The sequence below is a fragment of the Delftia acidovorans SPH-1 genome (assembly GCF_000018665.1).
Lineage (GTDB): Bacteria > Pseudomonadota > Gammaproteobacteria > Burkholderiales > Burkholderiaceae_C > Comamonas > Comamonas acidovorans.
Genome location: NC_010002.1, coordinates 1,886,211 through 1,899,621 on the forward strand (window position 1 = coordinate 1,886,211; position 13,411 = coordinate 1,899,621).

15 protein-coding genes and 1 pseudogene are annotated in these 13,411 nt (G+C 51.0%); 11 read left to right on the forward strand and 5 right to left on the reverse strand.

What is annotated here, in order from left to right:
- Positions 1–18 precede the first annotated feature (18 nt).
- Positions 19–495, reverse strand: a complete 477-nt coding sequence (locus DACI_RS31000) for an HAD domain-containing protein (protein ID WP_012203623.1) — start codon at positions 493–495, stop codon at positions 19–21.
- 66 nt (positions 496–561) lie between these two features.
- On the opposite strand from DACI_RS31000, the gene DACI_RS31005 reads away from it, so the two are divergent.
- On the forward strand, positions 562–897 hold the full coding sequence (locus DACI_RS31005) for a helix-turn-helix domain-containing protein (RefSeq protein ID WP_197968063.1): 336 nt from the start codon (positions 562–564) through the stop codon (positions 895–897).
- Here the strand turns inward: DACI_RS31005 and DACI_RS08525 are convergent.
- Complete coding sequence (locus tag DACI_RS08525; RefSeq protein ID WP_012203624.1) at positions 861–1,292, reverse strand: hypothetical protein; 432 nt, start codon at positions 1,290–1,292, stop codon at positions 861–863. The genes DACI_RS31005 and DACI_RS08525 overlap by 37 nt on opposite strands.
- 177 nt (positions 1,293–1,469) lie before the next feature.
- On the opposite strand from DACI_RS08525, the gene DACI_RS31010 reads away from it, so the two are divergent.
- Positions 1,470–1,916, forward strand: a complete 447-nt coding sequence (locus DACI_RS31010; protein WP_225971060.1) for a helix-turn-helix domain-containing protein — start codon at positions 1,470–1,472, stop codon at positions 1,914–1,916.
- A 420-nt stretch (positions 1,917–2,336) separates the two neighbouring features.
- Here the strand turns inward: DACI_RS31010 and DACI_RS08530 are convergent, their stop codons facing one another.
- The 3 genes from DACI_RS08530 to DACI_RS31015 all read right to left on the reverse strand — a co-directional run bounded on the left by DACI_RS08530 (position 2,337) and on the right by DACI_RS31015 (position 4,747).
- Positions 2,337–3,293 carry a helix-turn-helix domain-containing protein gene (locus DACI_RS08530; RefSeq protein ID WP_012203626.1) on the reverse strand — a complete coding sequence of 319 codons (957 nt, stop codon included), beginning with the start codon at positions 3,291–3,293 and terminating at the stop codon, positions 2,337–2,339.
- A gap of 316 nt (positions 3,294–3,609) precedes the next feature.
- Positions 3,610–4,275: a hypothetical protein gene (locus DACI_RS08535; RefSeq protein WP_225971061.1), complete on the reverse strand. Its 666-nt coding sequence runs from the start codon at positions 4,273–4,275 to the stop codon at positions 3,610–3,612.
- A gap of 1 nt (position 4,276) precedes the next feature.
- Positions 4,277–4,747: a helix-turn-helix domain-containing protein gene (locus DACI_RS31015; protein WP_012203628.1), complete on the reverse strand. Its 471-nt coding sequence runs from the start codon at positions 4,745–4,747 to the stop codon at positions 4,277–4,279.
- Between the two features lie 55 nt (positions 4,748–4,802).
- On the opposite strand from DACI_RS31015, the gene DACI_RS08545 reads away from it, so the two are divergent.
- The 9 genes and pseudogenes from DACI_RS08545 (at position 4,803) to DACI_RS31035 (ending at position 13,256) form a co-directional block, all read left to right on the forward strand.
- Positions 4,803–5,072: a DNA-binding protein gene (locus DACI_RS08545; protein ID WP_126313170.1), complete on the forward strand. Its 270-nt coding sequence runs from the start codon at positions 4,803–4,805 to the stop codon at positions 5,070–5,072.
- 151 nt (positions 5,073–5,223) lie between these two features.
- Positions 5,224–5,883, forward strand: a complete 660-nt coding sequence (locus DACI_RS08550; protein ID WP_016453756.1) for a TnsA endonuclease N-terminal domain-containing protein — start codon at positions 5,224–5,226, stop codon at positions 5,881–5,883.
- Positions 5,849–7,801 carry an integrase catalytic domain-containing protein gene (locus tag DACI_RS31020; protein ID WP_012203630.1) on the forward strand — a complete coding sequence of 651 codons (1,953 nt, stop codon included), beginning with the start codon at positions 5,849–5,851 and terminating at the stop codon, positions 7,799–7,801. The genes DACI_RS08550 and DACI_RS31020 overlap by 35 nt, the downstream gene beginning before the upstream one ends.
- 2 nt (positions 7,802–7,803) lie before the next feature.
- A complete protein-coding gene (locus DACI_RS08555; protein ID WP_012203631.1) occupies positions 7,804–8,772 on the forward strand; it encodes a TniB family NTP-binding protein in 969 nt (322 codons plus the stop codon).
- Positions 8,684–9,145, forward strand: a pseudogene (locus tag DACI_RS32770) (TniQ family protein); the annotation flags it as partial. The gene DACI_RS08555 and the pseudogene DACI_RS32770, both read left to right, overlap by 89 nt.
- 234 nt (positions 9,146–9,379) lie before the next feature.
- A complete protein-coding gene (locus DACI_RS32480) occupies positions 9,380–9,736 on the forward strand; it encodes a hypothetical protein (RefSeq protein ID WP_012203632.1) in 357 nt (118 codons plus the stop codon).
- Positions 9,733–10,500, forward strand: coding sequence for a TniQ family protein (locus tag DACI_RS32775; RefSeq protein ID WP_016453758.1), 768 nt, complete (start codon positions 9,733–9,735; stop codon positions 10,498–10,500). Before DACI_RS32480 ends, DACI_RS32775 begins: the two co-directional genes overlap by 4 nt.
- A gap of 451 nt (positions 10,501–10,951) precedes the next feature.
- Entirely contained in the window at positions 10,952–11,536 is a 585-nt protein-coding gene (locus DACI_RS08560; RefSeq protein ID WP_012203634.1) for an HAD domain-containing protein, read from the forward strand.
- 1,234 nt (positions 11,537–12,770) lie between these two features.
- Entirely contained in the window at positions 12,771–13,256 is a 486-nt protein-coding gene (locus DACI_RS31035) for a DUF6328 family protein (RefSeq protein WP_012203635.1), read from the forward strand.
- Positions 13,257–13,411 lie beyond the last annotated feature (155 nt).

The window sequence follows — 13,411 nt, forward strand, 5'->3', positions numbered from 1 at the left end:
ATTTCAGTGTGGATGTCATCAGCTGGTGAGCCGATGAAGGCGAGCAGCAAGCTGTGGTGCGACGCCTTCAGTAACGCCTTCGAGGCCGTTGGTCACGAACAGGGAGCCGCAAAATGGCATGAACAGCCAAGGACGGTCGTCCACTGCCAGCCAAGGCAGGTGGGCTGAATTGTTAGCCCACAGCCAAGCCCGGCATTCAGCTTGACGGTGGTAGCCCAGCAAAGTGTTTGGAACATCACGCAGCTCGGGATAGTGGGGGGTGACGCCCAAAATTCTGTCCGCGATGTCTGGTGAGAAGTGCTTTCGAAGCTTCTCAACTGGCGCTTGCAAGCGCCAGGTACTTGAAATCACCACCAAACATGTCGACGCTTGACGCAGGAGATCTTCCATCAACGGCAGGCAGCAGAAGTGCTTTGACTCGTGACAGAACTCAGGGTGCAGCACCCCATCGAAGTCAAGGAAAACTATGGGGGCTGCGATTGATGGCAGGGACATAGCAAAACCTTAGATGAGACTAGTTGGTCGTGGTCTTTTTGGTCTCACTGGGCGGAAATCGAGGCGATGCAGCCTCGCAAACATGTTCCCACTCGAGCCGACTTTGGCCACGCGCTTCGACAGCTGCGTGCCCTGCGCGGTTTGACGCAAGAGGACATGCTGATGGCAACCAGCAGGCGTCACATGAGCAGAGTTGAGCAAGGCCATCAGATACCGAGCGTTCGCGTTATTGAGGCATTGGCCGAAAGCTTGCAAATTCATCCATTGACGCTCATCGCAGCTGCATACTGCGTTAACTTGGACGAGGCGTCGATCAAGCTGATCACAGATACAGTACAGCTTGATCTTCAACGCATGGTGCAGGATCACATAGAGAATGGCTCTGTGAGTGAGTTCAGCTGAACAAGCTCGCGCAGGCTTTGCATGAATCCTGCCCCCGATGTCCCATCTTCTCGACGAAGTAGTCTGCTGACTATTTCATGGTCTACGGAGATGCTCAGCAGCGTCAAGACCTCGTGCAAACTGGCCATATCCGCTTCTCTGGAAAGATCCTCCGGCAGGGAAGCACCTGCCTTGGACAAGAGCAGAAGGCCCAAAGACAGGGCGGCACTACCATCGCCATGCTTTGAGTTCCATCCCTTGCCCGCCAGCAGGTCTCGGAGCTGGTCTGAAAGCAGGAGCAACTGGTGGTCCTTCAAGGCATCAGGCAGGGCTGCTTGCCAGCCATGGGCGCTGATGCACTTGGCAAGCTCGTGTTCATCAAATTTCCCAAGAAGACTTTTCTCAACTGTAAGCATGATCGTTCATCCGTTCGTATGAGACTATTTGGTCTCGTGCACAAGTGATGCATGCGAAGATAGCGCAGTACGGCGAGCGGTTGCGTCTTGCGCGCTCGCGCATCAAGTAACAGGAAGCCGTGAGTTGCCTGACCGAATGATGCAGGCAACCAATCTGTTGCCCAATGCAGAGGGGTTTTGAATTTGTTGAAAAATAGAATAGATCTTATTCGCCTTGCTGAACTAGATCGCCAGTTTGGCGAGTTTGCAAAAATGCAGCGAAGTGCGACGCCAAGATGTGGATGGGCAAAGACCATAAGGCTTGCCTTGGGTATGAGCTCGGGTGCTTTGGGGCGCCGCCTTGCTATATCCGCTCAAGGTGTGCGTAAGTTAGAGCAAGCTGAAGCCAACGGAACAATTACACTCAATACCTTGGCGCGACTTGCTGAAGGAATGGATTGTGAGGTGCATTACGTGCTTGTGCCACGTACCAGGCTGGTCGAGCAGGTTCTGCGACGTGCAAATGGGTTCTCTGGCAGGCGCGAAAAAACTCCAGTTGAGGTTCAGCAGCTTTTAACTGAATCAGATTCTTTCAACGTTTTATCAGATCTGTTCGAAAATTTGGAGAAGCGTGGATTTTGGTAAGGTGCCAGATTAAGCGAAAATTCATGAGACATGCTGCGGGATTATTCAGAGTCGCGTATGGCTGCGTGCAACTTCAAGAATTCATCAAGACCTTCCAGACGCATGAGAATTATTATGGTTTTGCCATTGATAGTGATCCCTAGTGCTCTTTGGTGAATCCTTGTTTATGAAAAATTACATCAATTAAATCAACAAGTTGTAAGTGATTGGTGGGTAAAGAAAGGGATTCTGTAGACCCATTCTAGAGAGTTATTCGCTCTTCAACGAGTCAGCTTTGATTGCTCGTAGTCACAAGACTCGGATTCCCGAAATGGCCGGAGTTTGGCGAGCGCTGCAATCCCACGATCACCTGTGTAAAAAATCAGCCAAAAAATTCCGAGAGAATCCATAGTATGCTTTGGCTGATATGTTGTGCATTACTTATCGCTCTGCACTCAACTCTGATGTGTCTATTTTAAAGTCTTCATAGATGTCGAGTTTTTTCATTATTACTGGTAGGACTTGGTGTATTACACGCATGCCCGTCAGTAGCTCATTTAGGTAAATATCTGGATGAATCTTATTTCTTGTGAAGCCTAGACTATGAGCATCTGCCTCTCGACCAAGCTCATCGTGTGAAGCATATGCTAGATCAAGTAACTCTGCTTTCAGTGGAATACATGATTTAAACGCATACTCCTTAAGAAGACTTAGTTTTTTTGCAACTTCCGTCTCGATAGTCCATTTGAATCTGATGAATTCTGGAGTCAGGTCTTTGTCTATTTCTATTTTTGAGGCTGCTAGCCTTAGCATGTCGTTTTCCAGTTCCCATACTGGGGTATCTATCAGATCTAGATCTTCGTCGTAGATGATTCCTGAAACGAATGCGGAATAGAATCCATAGACATTGTTAAGTGAGTTGAATATCTCGTTAATTATAAATACAATATTGTTCTTGTAAATTAATTCTTCTTGCTCATCATTCTGGAAATTAATGTCCAGTTCTTCAGGGTACTGGCTAGGAATCTCTATGCCCATATCCTGTAGAGCCTTAAGAGTGTCAAAAAAAATAGGGCACGAGTCTTCTTGAATATCCTCTGTGAGGGGGACCGTTTCGTAGCCAGTTTCGGCTGAATGGACAGCGGTGTCAGCCAAGTGGCGAATCAGTAGTTGCCATTTTTTTGCGTCTTCCATCGTGCCAGCGAGCAAGATGAAGTCAGGATCGATATCGCCGATCCCTGTTAGAGCACGCAAACGTTGGCTCATCTCGATTGACATGTACTCACCCTTCTTCCATTTGCTAACCTGTGCTGGTGAAACGCCCAGCTTGGCTGCCAGGTCTCGTTGGGTGCAACGCAAGGTGTCAAGAGTGAGCTGGATCAATGAAGGTGTGGTCATAAAAATGTTAAGTAAATTGTTTGTAGAATTTACTTAACAATCTACACGCAAGCCACCGAAAAGGCAAGCATGGCCCTTCCCCAGCAGGTGCCGCACAGTGATCTGAGATGTTCTCTATCGCTGGAGCTTGGCGGCTTGGCAGGCAGTGTCGGTGGAGATGTATGCAGGCCAGTTGATGGGGGACCCGTGTCTGATGCTTAGCAGCCCTCGGGCTGCTTTCTTCATACGATGAGGTTGGTTGGGATCAGCCCAATTTATGCGAGCAAAGTGGCTTTCATGGATGATCTATGTCCTCGCACGCCGTACGCAGCATCTCTCAGGTGTTGCAGATCTGCTGCAGGCCCAGTTGCATACGGATGTTCTGGGCGTGTTGCCATTGAGGGCCGATCACGTTCAGCGCCCATGTCATCCAACCTGTGTAGATGGTCAAAAATCCCAGGACAAAAGTCTCTCGTACGAGCTGTCCGTTGGCAACGATGGACCACGCTGTCCCCAGTAGCAGTATCGGTATCAGAGCACCTACGACATTGCGAAGCGCGCCTGCGCAGACATGCAGCCAATTTGGGAGGCTGTACATGTGAACTTTGTTTGCTGTCTGGAAAATTCCTGCTGCAGTGAACGCAAGGTGCATGGTGCGCGGCGCCATGGATTTGCGAACGCAGGCCTGCCGAATCCGGTGCCGTTGCGACGGGACTAGGCGTCGCGAATTAAATTCGATGCTGCTCAGCAGGTCATCGGCCTTGGCAAGTAGCAGTGGTGTTGGAGCGACCTTCAGGTCATGTTGCAGCTTTTTAAGTCGCCAGCATGCAAGAGGACGACGGATCCACTGCTTGGAAGAGAGCTTGGCGCTAGGCACATAGAACGCCACGGAGGCCGCGTGAAAGCTCATCACGTCCTGCATGGACTTGCGCGGATCACGCATCTGTTTCAAAGACTTCAGGGTCGCGTTCCACAACTTCTGCGCCTCTACGCTCAGGTGCACATCACTTTCCATAGTCGGCCCACAGCTTGCTAAGTACCTCTAAAGACGGTGGTTGTGGTGCTTCTGGCTCCTGCAAGAGTGCAGCAGAAAGCGCCTCATACAGCTGCCTGATCAGCTTCCAGCGATAGCTGGCCGGACAGGTCGGCGCAAAGCGTAGACAGAAGAAGTCCACTGTGTCGCAGCACTCTTGGATGAGTACCCAGTCAGGTTGTCCGCGCGCTGGGGGAGGAGCCGCATGATCAATCTCTTCCCTCGGTCCAAACAGAACTGCGTCGATGTCGAGTCCAGCCCGCTGCGCTGCTTGTAAGTATCCAGTTGTGGGCTCTGTAGTGCCTTTTTCGTAGGCAATCTGCGTTGAGCGGCTGATGGCCGTCAGGGTTGCGAGCTCCGCTTGTTTGAGGCCTAAAAGTTCTCGTGCTTCACGCAGTCTTGTAGCTACCCCATCTCTTATGTTTGATATCTTCGACTTCATGATCTTCTATAAGTTTTGAAAAATTTGCATAGAATTGAAGGAAGTTGGAGAAAAAGTGAAACAAGCATCGTCAGTGATCAGAGAACAGTTCCTTTTGCACGGTGTCTCCGTCAGAGAGTGGGCGCTCGCACGCGGATTCTCTGTGGCACTGGTGTACGCCGTTCTGGCAGGCAAAAGTAAGGCGTCGCGCGGGAAAAGTTACGAAATCGCCATCGCCTTGGGCATGCTTGAGCATCCCAAGGTCGAGGTCATCCCTGCCTTTGTGAACGATGTTCACCTTCATCGGCGCCAACAAAAACTGCTACAGGAGCGTCCCATGACATAAAAAAAACCGATCAATCCCCGAAGAAATTGACCGGCCAGAGTGCTGATAAAAATATCAGCCGCAAACTTAAGTCTACCCAGCACTCTCCGGTTGTCAAGAAAATCCGACCTCAAGCATGAGGTTGGAGGATATTCTGTTGTCTGGAGAAAACATGCAACCTGCTACCCGCAAGGTGGTGCATCGCTCGCCCGCGCACACCGTGCGCTTGCTAAACCTTCCTCACCTGCAAGACGAAGCCATCGAGGCGGATTCGTCTGTCGAGCGCGACTTTGTGCATTGTGCGGCTTTGTTCACCTTGACCAGGGCTATCAAAGCGCAGCCTTTCAAGCTCAGCCTGAAAGCATCAAGCTACACCCCAGACTTTGCGGTGAAGTTTGCAGATGGGTCCTGTGCTGTCGTCGAGGTCAAGCCCGAAAAATTCGTGGACTCCTACCAGGAGTTGTTCGCTCACGCACGACGCCAGCTCGCGGAGCGTGGAATGCTGTTCTTCGTTGTTCGAGACACGAGGCTTCGGCATGGCGGCTTGATGGAGAGAGCATTGATCATCAGGCGCTACGCGAAAGGTGTCTGCCGACTTGCTGACCAGCAGTTGGCTAAAACCATGGTTGCAGAGGCTGGCGGTACCGTGAGCATCATGTCGCTCCGAGAGGCTGGCGTGCCCCTTGAAGTGATTTTGTATCTGGTAGCCCATAGGCAACTGATGCTTGGCGCTGATCTGCGCTATGAATCTAAGGACTTGGTGTACTTGCCGAATGTTGGTGAGGAAGGAGCGTGCCATGCACTTCAGTTTGGTCGCTGGCTTGACATTTAGGCAGGGTCAACGAACGCTTGAGCTGGTCCGTGAACTCGACAAAAGCGAGTACCTGATTGAGGATGTCATCACTCGTAGATCCTTTACGGCCACAGCGGCTCAACTGGTGAGCGGGTTTCACGATGGCAAATATCAGCTCATTAAACATAGCTCAGAACCGGTACCCCGCGGGCCCGATCTGTGGCCAGCGCTCGTTGACTTGGCTTCACTGACAGAGCACGAACGCAAAGGGTTAGAGCAGCGTCTTGCGTACATCAAGCAATTGAGGCGTTTACGCATTTCGAAGGGACAACGTGCAAAGGTGGCGCTGGCCATAAAAAAATTTGCCGAATTTAGAGGGGAGAAAGCACCCTCTGCATCTGCAGTAATGATGTGGGTGCGAAACTATGAAAGGAGCGGCAACAACCCGCTGGCTATTGTTGATAAGCACAGGGTGGGAAAGAGGGTCAAGCGACTGAGGAACGAGGCTGAAAAGATCGTTTGGCAAGTGCTCAAGCGCGAGTACTTCACGACGAAACAGCAATCAATCAAGCATGCTCACAGGCAGCTGGAAATCGCACTCAAGCGTGCTTATCAGCAGGGAATTCTGCAGTCAGACGAAGCGGCGGTGAGTTACCAAACAGTGGCACGCCGTATCAAAGACGTAGATTTTTATCACAGGATCGCCTCGCGACAGGGCCCCACGCAAGCGCGAATGCAGTGTCGCAGCGCGTTCCCTGAGGGAGTGGCTACCTATCCCTATCAGAAAGTGGAAATCGACCATACGCCACTCAATTGGGTTGTGATCTGTGACAGAACAGGCCTCCCCCTAGGGAGGCCCACGCTAACAGTGATGATTGATGCTTTCTCTGGCTATATTCTTGGATTTTACATCTCCTTTTATGGGCCGGGGCTAACATCAGTTTGCGGAGTGGTTCGCAATGCATTGCAACCTAAAGCAGACATGATTAAATCGTTGAAGTTGGAGAATGAATGGCTATCTTGCGGGTTGGGTGACGAATGGGTAATAGATAACGGTCTTGAATTTCATTCATTTGGCTTCAAAACGATGGCAATGAGTCTCGGCGTAGACTTGATGTTTTGCCGTGTTCGTACGCCTTGGCTGAAACCTCACGTAGAGCGGTTTTTTAGCACGCTAAATACATTGACTTTGACCAAGGGTCGCGTGACAAAGTCTGTAGGCAGCATACTAAGGATAGACCCCTACAAAGATGCTGCGATCACCTTCACAGATTTGATTAACGGTCTGCTGATGTTTGTTGTCGATGTATATCCGCATCAGCCAAATTGGCGAAAGATGGCGACTCCTTTTACTTTGTTTCAAGAAGGAATTGAACGTGTGCCACCAGCACGCTATCCTGGGACGTTAGATCAGCTACGGCTAGCAGCAGGTATGTCCAGGATGCTGACTGTGAATCAGGGCGGAATTGAATTCACTGGATTGCCCTACGGTAGCTATGCGTTTAAAGACGTTTTCAAGAGGCATGGAAGTAAATTGAAGCTCTTGTGCAAATGGGATCCTGATGATATTTCCACATTGCATTTTTTAGATCCAGATGGTGTGACATGGCATGAAGCGCAGTGTCGTTGGCCGCAATATGCTAGTGGCCTTAGTTTCAATCAACATCGCTTGATTAGAAAGTTCGCTAAAGAAGACCTTCAGTCCGTCGATCGTATGGACTCACTTGCACGCGCCCGGCAGCGTTTGCACGACCACTGGCTCGATGCAACGAGTCGGCGAGGCCGAGTTGACGCGTTGACGGCGGGACGGTATGCCGACCTGACTTCACACAAAGTGATGTCTCCAAGCTCCGCACAATCCGTCTCGAAGGAGACGAGCGCAACTCAGTTGCTGTCAGAGTCGGAATACAAGTTGTCTGAGAAAGACATTCCGCAATTTGAAACATTTTCATTTTGACTATGGAAAATAGCGGTAAAAATAAATACTTTGATCAGTCGATGCAATTCGATGCGATTGCTTCTGATGATGAACTTCTTGAGGCACGCAGGTTGGCTACATATTCGGTTAATGCATTGCGTGTGGCAAAATCTGTTGATCGGACATTTGTGCTATTTCCTGCTGCAGTTCAAGCACTCACGTCGCTCGACAGGCTATTTCAGCTAGGCACTGAGTTTAATATGCCACAGGGAATGCGACTGGTCGGTCCTTCGGGTGTCGGAAAAACGGCATCTTTTGAGTATTTTCGTGCATCATTGCCGAATTCAGCTCTTTTTGCGCAAGGTATGGCTGCTATTAGTGTTCGGGTGCAGAATAAGCCAAGGACATCTCACCTTGTCCAAGCCATCCTCAACGCGATCCGCTACCCATTTAATTCGGGCTCAGCACGGCAGCTGTACATGCGTAGATCTCTCCTGTTCGACGCTCTCAAGAACTACAAAACGAGGCTGATCTGGCTCGATGAGGCTCAGCACCTGCTGTATCAGCGGCGCTCCGAGATGAGCAACGAATGGGAGAACGATGCTACCGAGTTTCTTAGAGAGCTGGTGGACGAATGTAAATTGAGTCTGGTTCTAGCTGGCACTTCTGAACTCGACAACTTGCCTGAGGTGGCGCCCCACCTTTCATCACGCGTTAGTGGCCGTGAGAGTATGGATAACTTCATCGCTGATGCGAATTGGGTGGGATTTGTTCGGGGATTCGTTAAACAATGTCAATCTTTCGATCTGACCTGTATGAATGATGTGCAGATGGCTATGCGTTTGCACATGGCCAGCGAGGGAAATCTACGCGCTTTCAAGCGCTTAGTTACCGAGGCAGTCCTCATTGCTTACGACTCCAATGATCGGCAAGTGGATAGAAAAGCGCTCCAGCGTGGTTTTCAAGGTGTTTTTGGTGCGGGGGCAGTGCGAGGTAATCCGTTTGTTTGATCTTCCCTTTCCATTTTGCCAAGAGTTATTCGATGATGAATCTGGTCTTGGTTTCTGCCTGCGTGTCGTGACTACCAATGGAGGCAAGTTGCACTTGCTACGAAAGATGTTGGGTATAGGGCGCTCTGTAAGGTTCAATGCGGTCCATGCACAAAAACTGGCCCCATTGCTTGGTGTGGATGCTTCAAGGCTTGCTTACAGGCTTCCCATTGCTGCTACCGTTGCACCTGGAGTGCCTAGACGATGCTACGGGCATGTTTTCAGAGTTGCTGGGCTGCTGAGGATGAGCCGTCCTCAGCTATGCGCTCTATGCATACAGGAAAGTGGCTATCTCAAAGCGCATTGGGACATTGGCCTGTCGAGTTGCTGTGTTAAGCATGGGCTTGGTTTCACTGACAAGTGCCTTCGCTGCGGATCTGCAGTTCGATGGGACCGCAGATCAGTGGAATGGGGTCACTGTGGACATCATCTTGGCCGAACCGGTACCTCTGTCGCAGATGGAAAACAGCTGCAGGTGCAGCGGTTGCTTGATGGGGTTTTCTACAGGCAACAACTGTCGCAAGTACTCGCGGAATTTAGCTTGCATCCTTGCATAGGTTTGTTATCCATGGATGGTCTGATACACACACTGTATGCTTTTGGCTTGCTCCATGGTCCATGGGCTGCCACAAGCGCAGGAGCGCTCGCCAAGTGCCTATCACCTGGCTATGCAAAAGCCATCGCTGCACGAGGCTTGGTGCGCCTTCAAGCTTGGTCCAACGAGTATCCATACGCCGGTGAAAAACTTGCTCCGGTAGTCGCGGCTGCCGCATTCATCAAAGTCATTGTCCATCCTGTCACACCGCAGGACAGAAGCATAGCACTGGGTATGTACGGCTCCATCTTCGGCCGACGTGAGCTTGAACAGCTGAAATCCCGGCACGCGGCACTCGGGCAGAAGAGCCTGTTCGAGGAAACTCTATGAAATTGGTTGGTGTGCCCGATACTTGCTGTGGCGAAAGCCCGGCATCCTGGCTTACACGCGCCGCGCTAAGTCAGGCTGTAAATTTACCGAGCTTGAAGTCACATCTTGGAGTTCCAACTAGATGCGACCCAGACATAACAGTTTTTGGAGGCGCGATTTGTAAGATTTCTAGAGTCTCTGGGTTGCCCGCGTCATCCTTTGCGCTCGCGGAGCACATCTTTGCTGGGCTGCGAAGTCTTGATCCATTAGGGCATAATTTTCTACTGTGGACTGAATGCCGTAAAGCCCGCTACAGATACTGTCCACTTTGTCTGGAAGAGCCTGGTTGTAAATTTTTCCCGCTGCATTGGCGTTTTAAAGCGTGGCGATGGTGTCCTGTTCACGACTGCTTGCTAGAGGACGTCTGCGCTCACTGCAGCGCACCTGTCACTCTCCCAGATACAATGATTAACGCGGGGCCGGATAAGCAAGGCGTCGCTACTTTGCAATACTGTTTGCAGTGTGCTAATCCGCTATCTTCAGGGCTAGGAAAAATCTTCCATCCGGTAGCCGACGATCTCCTTACCTCTGCAGAGCGGGTTTTCTTAATGAATGGCCGTGCGGTGTTGGCCGCTCTGCTTCACCGCTCAGTGTACTCGGATCAGTCGGATAAAAGACGACCACTTGCTTACTTGGAGACAATGAGAAAATTTGGAGTTCTTCCTCACGAATATTTTGAAATTCCTAGCTCTTTGTTGGAGAGGAGATTTTCTCAGCGATTTTAGTTGAAGCGACCGGGAGGTCTATGCTGATGCCGACTATCAAAGTGTTGTCAAACGGCCTGAAACTAAGTGAGAGGTGACTTGGCGCATCGCCATGCGATCCAGAAAGCGCCGCTTACTGCGTCCTGGCCAAACTGATCGATGCTCTGAACGCGCTTCTCGAGCACGTCAAGAAAGGCATTCGGGAAGCGAATAGCGATAGTGATTGCTTTCTTTCCATCTGACGTTCAGAGAACGGCATCATGGCCCTCACCGCGATCATCCAGCACACGGCCCAAGAGCCTGGAAATCTGCAGGGCTTTGATAAGAGTGCTTGGCTGAGCGACTGACTCGTGAACGCCGTCCCGGTATTCGGCTGCCGGCTGCCGGCTGCCCCTGGATGTTATGAAGGATCTTGGTAGCATGGGTCTAGCGCGCAACCATCCGCTACAGACTCCGCCTAACAGCTACCCTTATGCGTGACGCACATGCGATGACTTCTGGTCACAACGCGCCCTATGTACCGGCATCCACGCCTCGCAGCGCGGATGTGATCCTGTACTTGGACCTTGATGGCGTAGTCCACCATGAGAAGGTACTCTGGCATCCCCGCAAGGGCATCTACATGAGCCCATACCAAGCTCCTGGCCATGCGCTGTTTGAGTGGCTTCCCATTCTGGAAGAGGAACTGGCGCCATATCCCTCTGTGGCCTTGGTGCTGAGCAGCACCTGGTGCATTCGCCCAGGTTACGCCAAGACGCTTCAGCGGCTGCCTGAGCGACTGCGCGCGCGATTCATCGGCGGCACATACCACAAGCGTGTCCATGGGGCTGATCCTTGGAACCTAGCGTCGTTCCAGAGCACCCCGCGAGGCATGCAGATCTTGGCAGACGTGCAGCGGAGAAAACCGCGCCACTGGATCGCCCTGGACGATGACATTGAGGACTGGCCTCCGCTCGCTATCAGCAACTTGGTAGCTTGTGACGGCACCACCGGGCTTTCCGACCCGGAAGTGCGACATCAACTACGGCAGCAATTAAGGCAAAGTGCGACAGCATGAAAGGCCTCTGAGCGTGAAAGATTGCGCCTAAATTTGCGGATCACTAAAACAGTGTAAGCCCATGATTTTTATGAGATTTTATGCAAAACCAAGGAACTCATTGCGGCTAAGTATTTGGCTATTTCACCCGTTCCCCATGTTCCATGGGCCTGCTGGTAGGCGGGCGCTCAAGCTGAGCAGCCTTGCGGTCTGCAAGCGCTTGAGCAGTGGATCCTGAAATGCGCGGTCGTACTGTCGGCCGTTGAAATTTCAGTGATGAGGACAACTCACCAGCATCGACCAGCCCACGATGCGACGGGAGCCCAGGCCCGGTATCGCGACCACATAAAGCCTACGTTGTGCCGACCAGATGCGGGGAAGTTGGCCTTGTCGGAGCAAGCGGCGGCGAATCGTGTGGAGATGCCCCGTCTCATCCGCGCCTATAACATTTCCGACATTAAGACTGTGCGTCTTCAAAGTCTGCGGGATGGCCGCCCCGCCAGCGCCAAGCCGACGAAAGTCACGCGGGCAGAAAGCGATGATGAATTCTTGATTGGCAGCATCGCGCGCTTGCGTCCGACTTGATCAGACAACCCATCAACGGCCTGGATGATACTGGGCTGCTGCCGGTTTCATGTGCAATAACAAGGTGTCATCGAAACCGGTACCAGCTCAAGCAGCACCGGTTCTGAACAGTACAGCTAGAGCTGTAGGAGGCAGTTGCGAACAGCTTTCATGTGCTGGATTTGCATCCTACTCTGCGCCTGAACACGGAGGACGTGATCAGTCAGCGGAGAAATCCCCTCGCCAAGGGTAAGCGGCTGATGGTCATGGACCAATTCACCCTCCTGCAGATCGGTTTCTCGCGTTGCTTTGCATGCAAGTGGCTCGGTTACCCGGGTATCGGCGACCTTACGAAGAGCGAATTTGTGCAATGACTACAAATATGTAATCATGAAATAAATTGTGAAATTTCACGTTCGCGAGGCGATTCGCGAAATAATAAATTTCAAATCAACAGAACTCAGTACCCTACAGAAATGATGGGGATCTTCGGCCACATTGAAGTGGCACTGAAGGGAGACCCAAGTTGACCACCATTTTCAAAAAATACAACAGAGGCTTTACCCTAAATTACGAGAAAATGACACTGGCGTGACGAAAATGCAAGAAATAGTGGGTTTGATGATCACCTTATAAAACCAAAAAACGTACCCAAGAAAAATTATCAGTTGCAAAATAGGATGTATTTTTAATGAAATCTGAACACAATCAAACACATGCAGACAAAGAAATGTCTGAAATAAACAACGATGGAGATTTGACAGATCTACTTGGAGAACTCCGCATTCTACTTCCTAGCTCACAGCTACTGTCCGCATTTTTGATAACAGTACCTTTCATGCCAAGATTCGATGCAATCGCTTACACGGAAAAATGGGTATTCTTGGCGACATTCCTCTTGGCAGTGATGAGCTTGATACTACTAAGTGCAACCGCCGTCCAGCATCGACTAATTCGACCGCTGATTGACAGACCTCGCTTCAAAACATTTGCATCTCGTCAGATTCTGGCGGGCGCGGTAACGCTTGCTATCGCGCTGATATCAGGCACACAACTTGTTCTTTCAACCATATTTGGTCATTTCGTGGGCAGCATAGCTGCGGCGTTGATCGCTGTTTTGATTCTTACGACATGGTGGTGGTTACCGCGTCACTGGAAAGAGGCTGGAAGATTATGAGAGAATTCCCTTTCTCTTGTCGCTGAGGTATATCTGGCAAAAATCGTGCTCGGGCTCTCATTTATCGGTACTGTGTAAGCTGGTCTGTTGCTGCACGTTGGATCCAGCGTCAACCATGTTACCGTTCTATCCTTCGGTGCCCCGTAGTGGCTGGA

Bases quoted from the DNA above. Each gene is read 5' to 3' on its own strand.
- DACI_RS31000 (WP_012203623.1), bottom strand. From the start codon at position 495: ATGTCCCTGCCATCAATCGCAGCCCCCATAGTTTTCCTTGACTTCGAT.
- DACI_RS31005 (WP_197968063.1), top strand. From the start codon at position 562: ATGCAGCCTCGCAAACATGTTCCCACTCGAGCCGACTTTGGCCACGCG.
- DACI_RS08525 (WP_012203624.1), bottom strand. From the start codon at position 1,292: ATGCTTACAGTTGAGAAAAGTCTTCTTGGGAAATTTGATGAACACGAG.
- DACI_RS08530 (WP_012203626.1), bottom strand. From the start codon at position 3,293: ATGACCACACCTTCATTGATCCAGCTCACTCTTGACACCTTGCGTTGC.
- DACI_RS31015 (WP_012203628.1), bottom strand. From the start codon at position 4,747: ATGAAGTCGAAGATATCAAACATAAGAGATGGGGTAGCTACAAGACTG.
- DACI_RS08550 (WP_016453756.1), top strand. From the start codon at position 5,224: ATGCAACCTGCTACCCGCAAGGTGGTGCATCGCTCGCCCGCGCACACC.
- DACI_RS31020 (WP_012203630.1), top strand. From the start codon at position 5,849: ATGCACTTCAGTTTGGTCGCTGGCTTGACATTTAGGCAGGGTCAACGA.
- DACI_RS08555 (WP_012203631.1), top strand. From the start codon at position 7,804: ATGGAAAATAGCGGTAAAAATAAATACTTTGATCAGTCGATGCAATTC.
- DACI_RS32480 (WP_012203632.1), top strand. From the start codon at position 9,380: ATGGATGGTCTGATACACACACTGTATGCTTTTGGCTTGCTCCATGGT.
- DACI_RS32775 (WP_016453758.1), top strand. From the start codon at position 9,733: ATGAAATTGGTTGGTGTGCCCGATACTTGCTGTGGCGAAAGCCCGGCA.
- DACI_RS08560 (WP_012203634.1), top strand. From the start codon at position 10,952: ATGCGTGACGCACATGCGATGACTTCTGGTCACAACGCGCCCTATGTA.
- DACI_RS31035 (WP_012203635.1), top strand. From the start codon at position 12,771: ATGAAATCTGAACACAATCAAACACATGCAGACAAAGAAATGTCTGAA.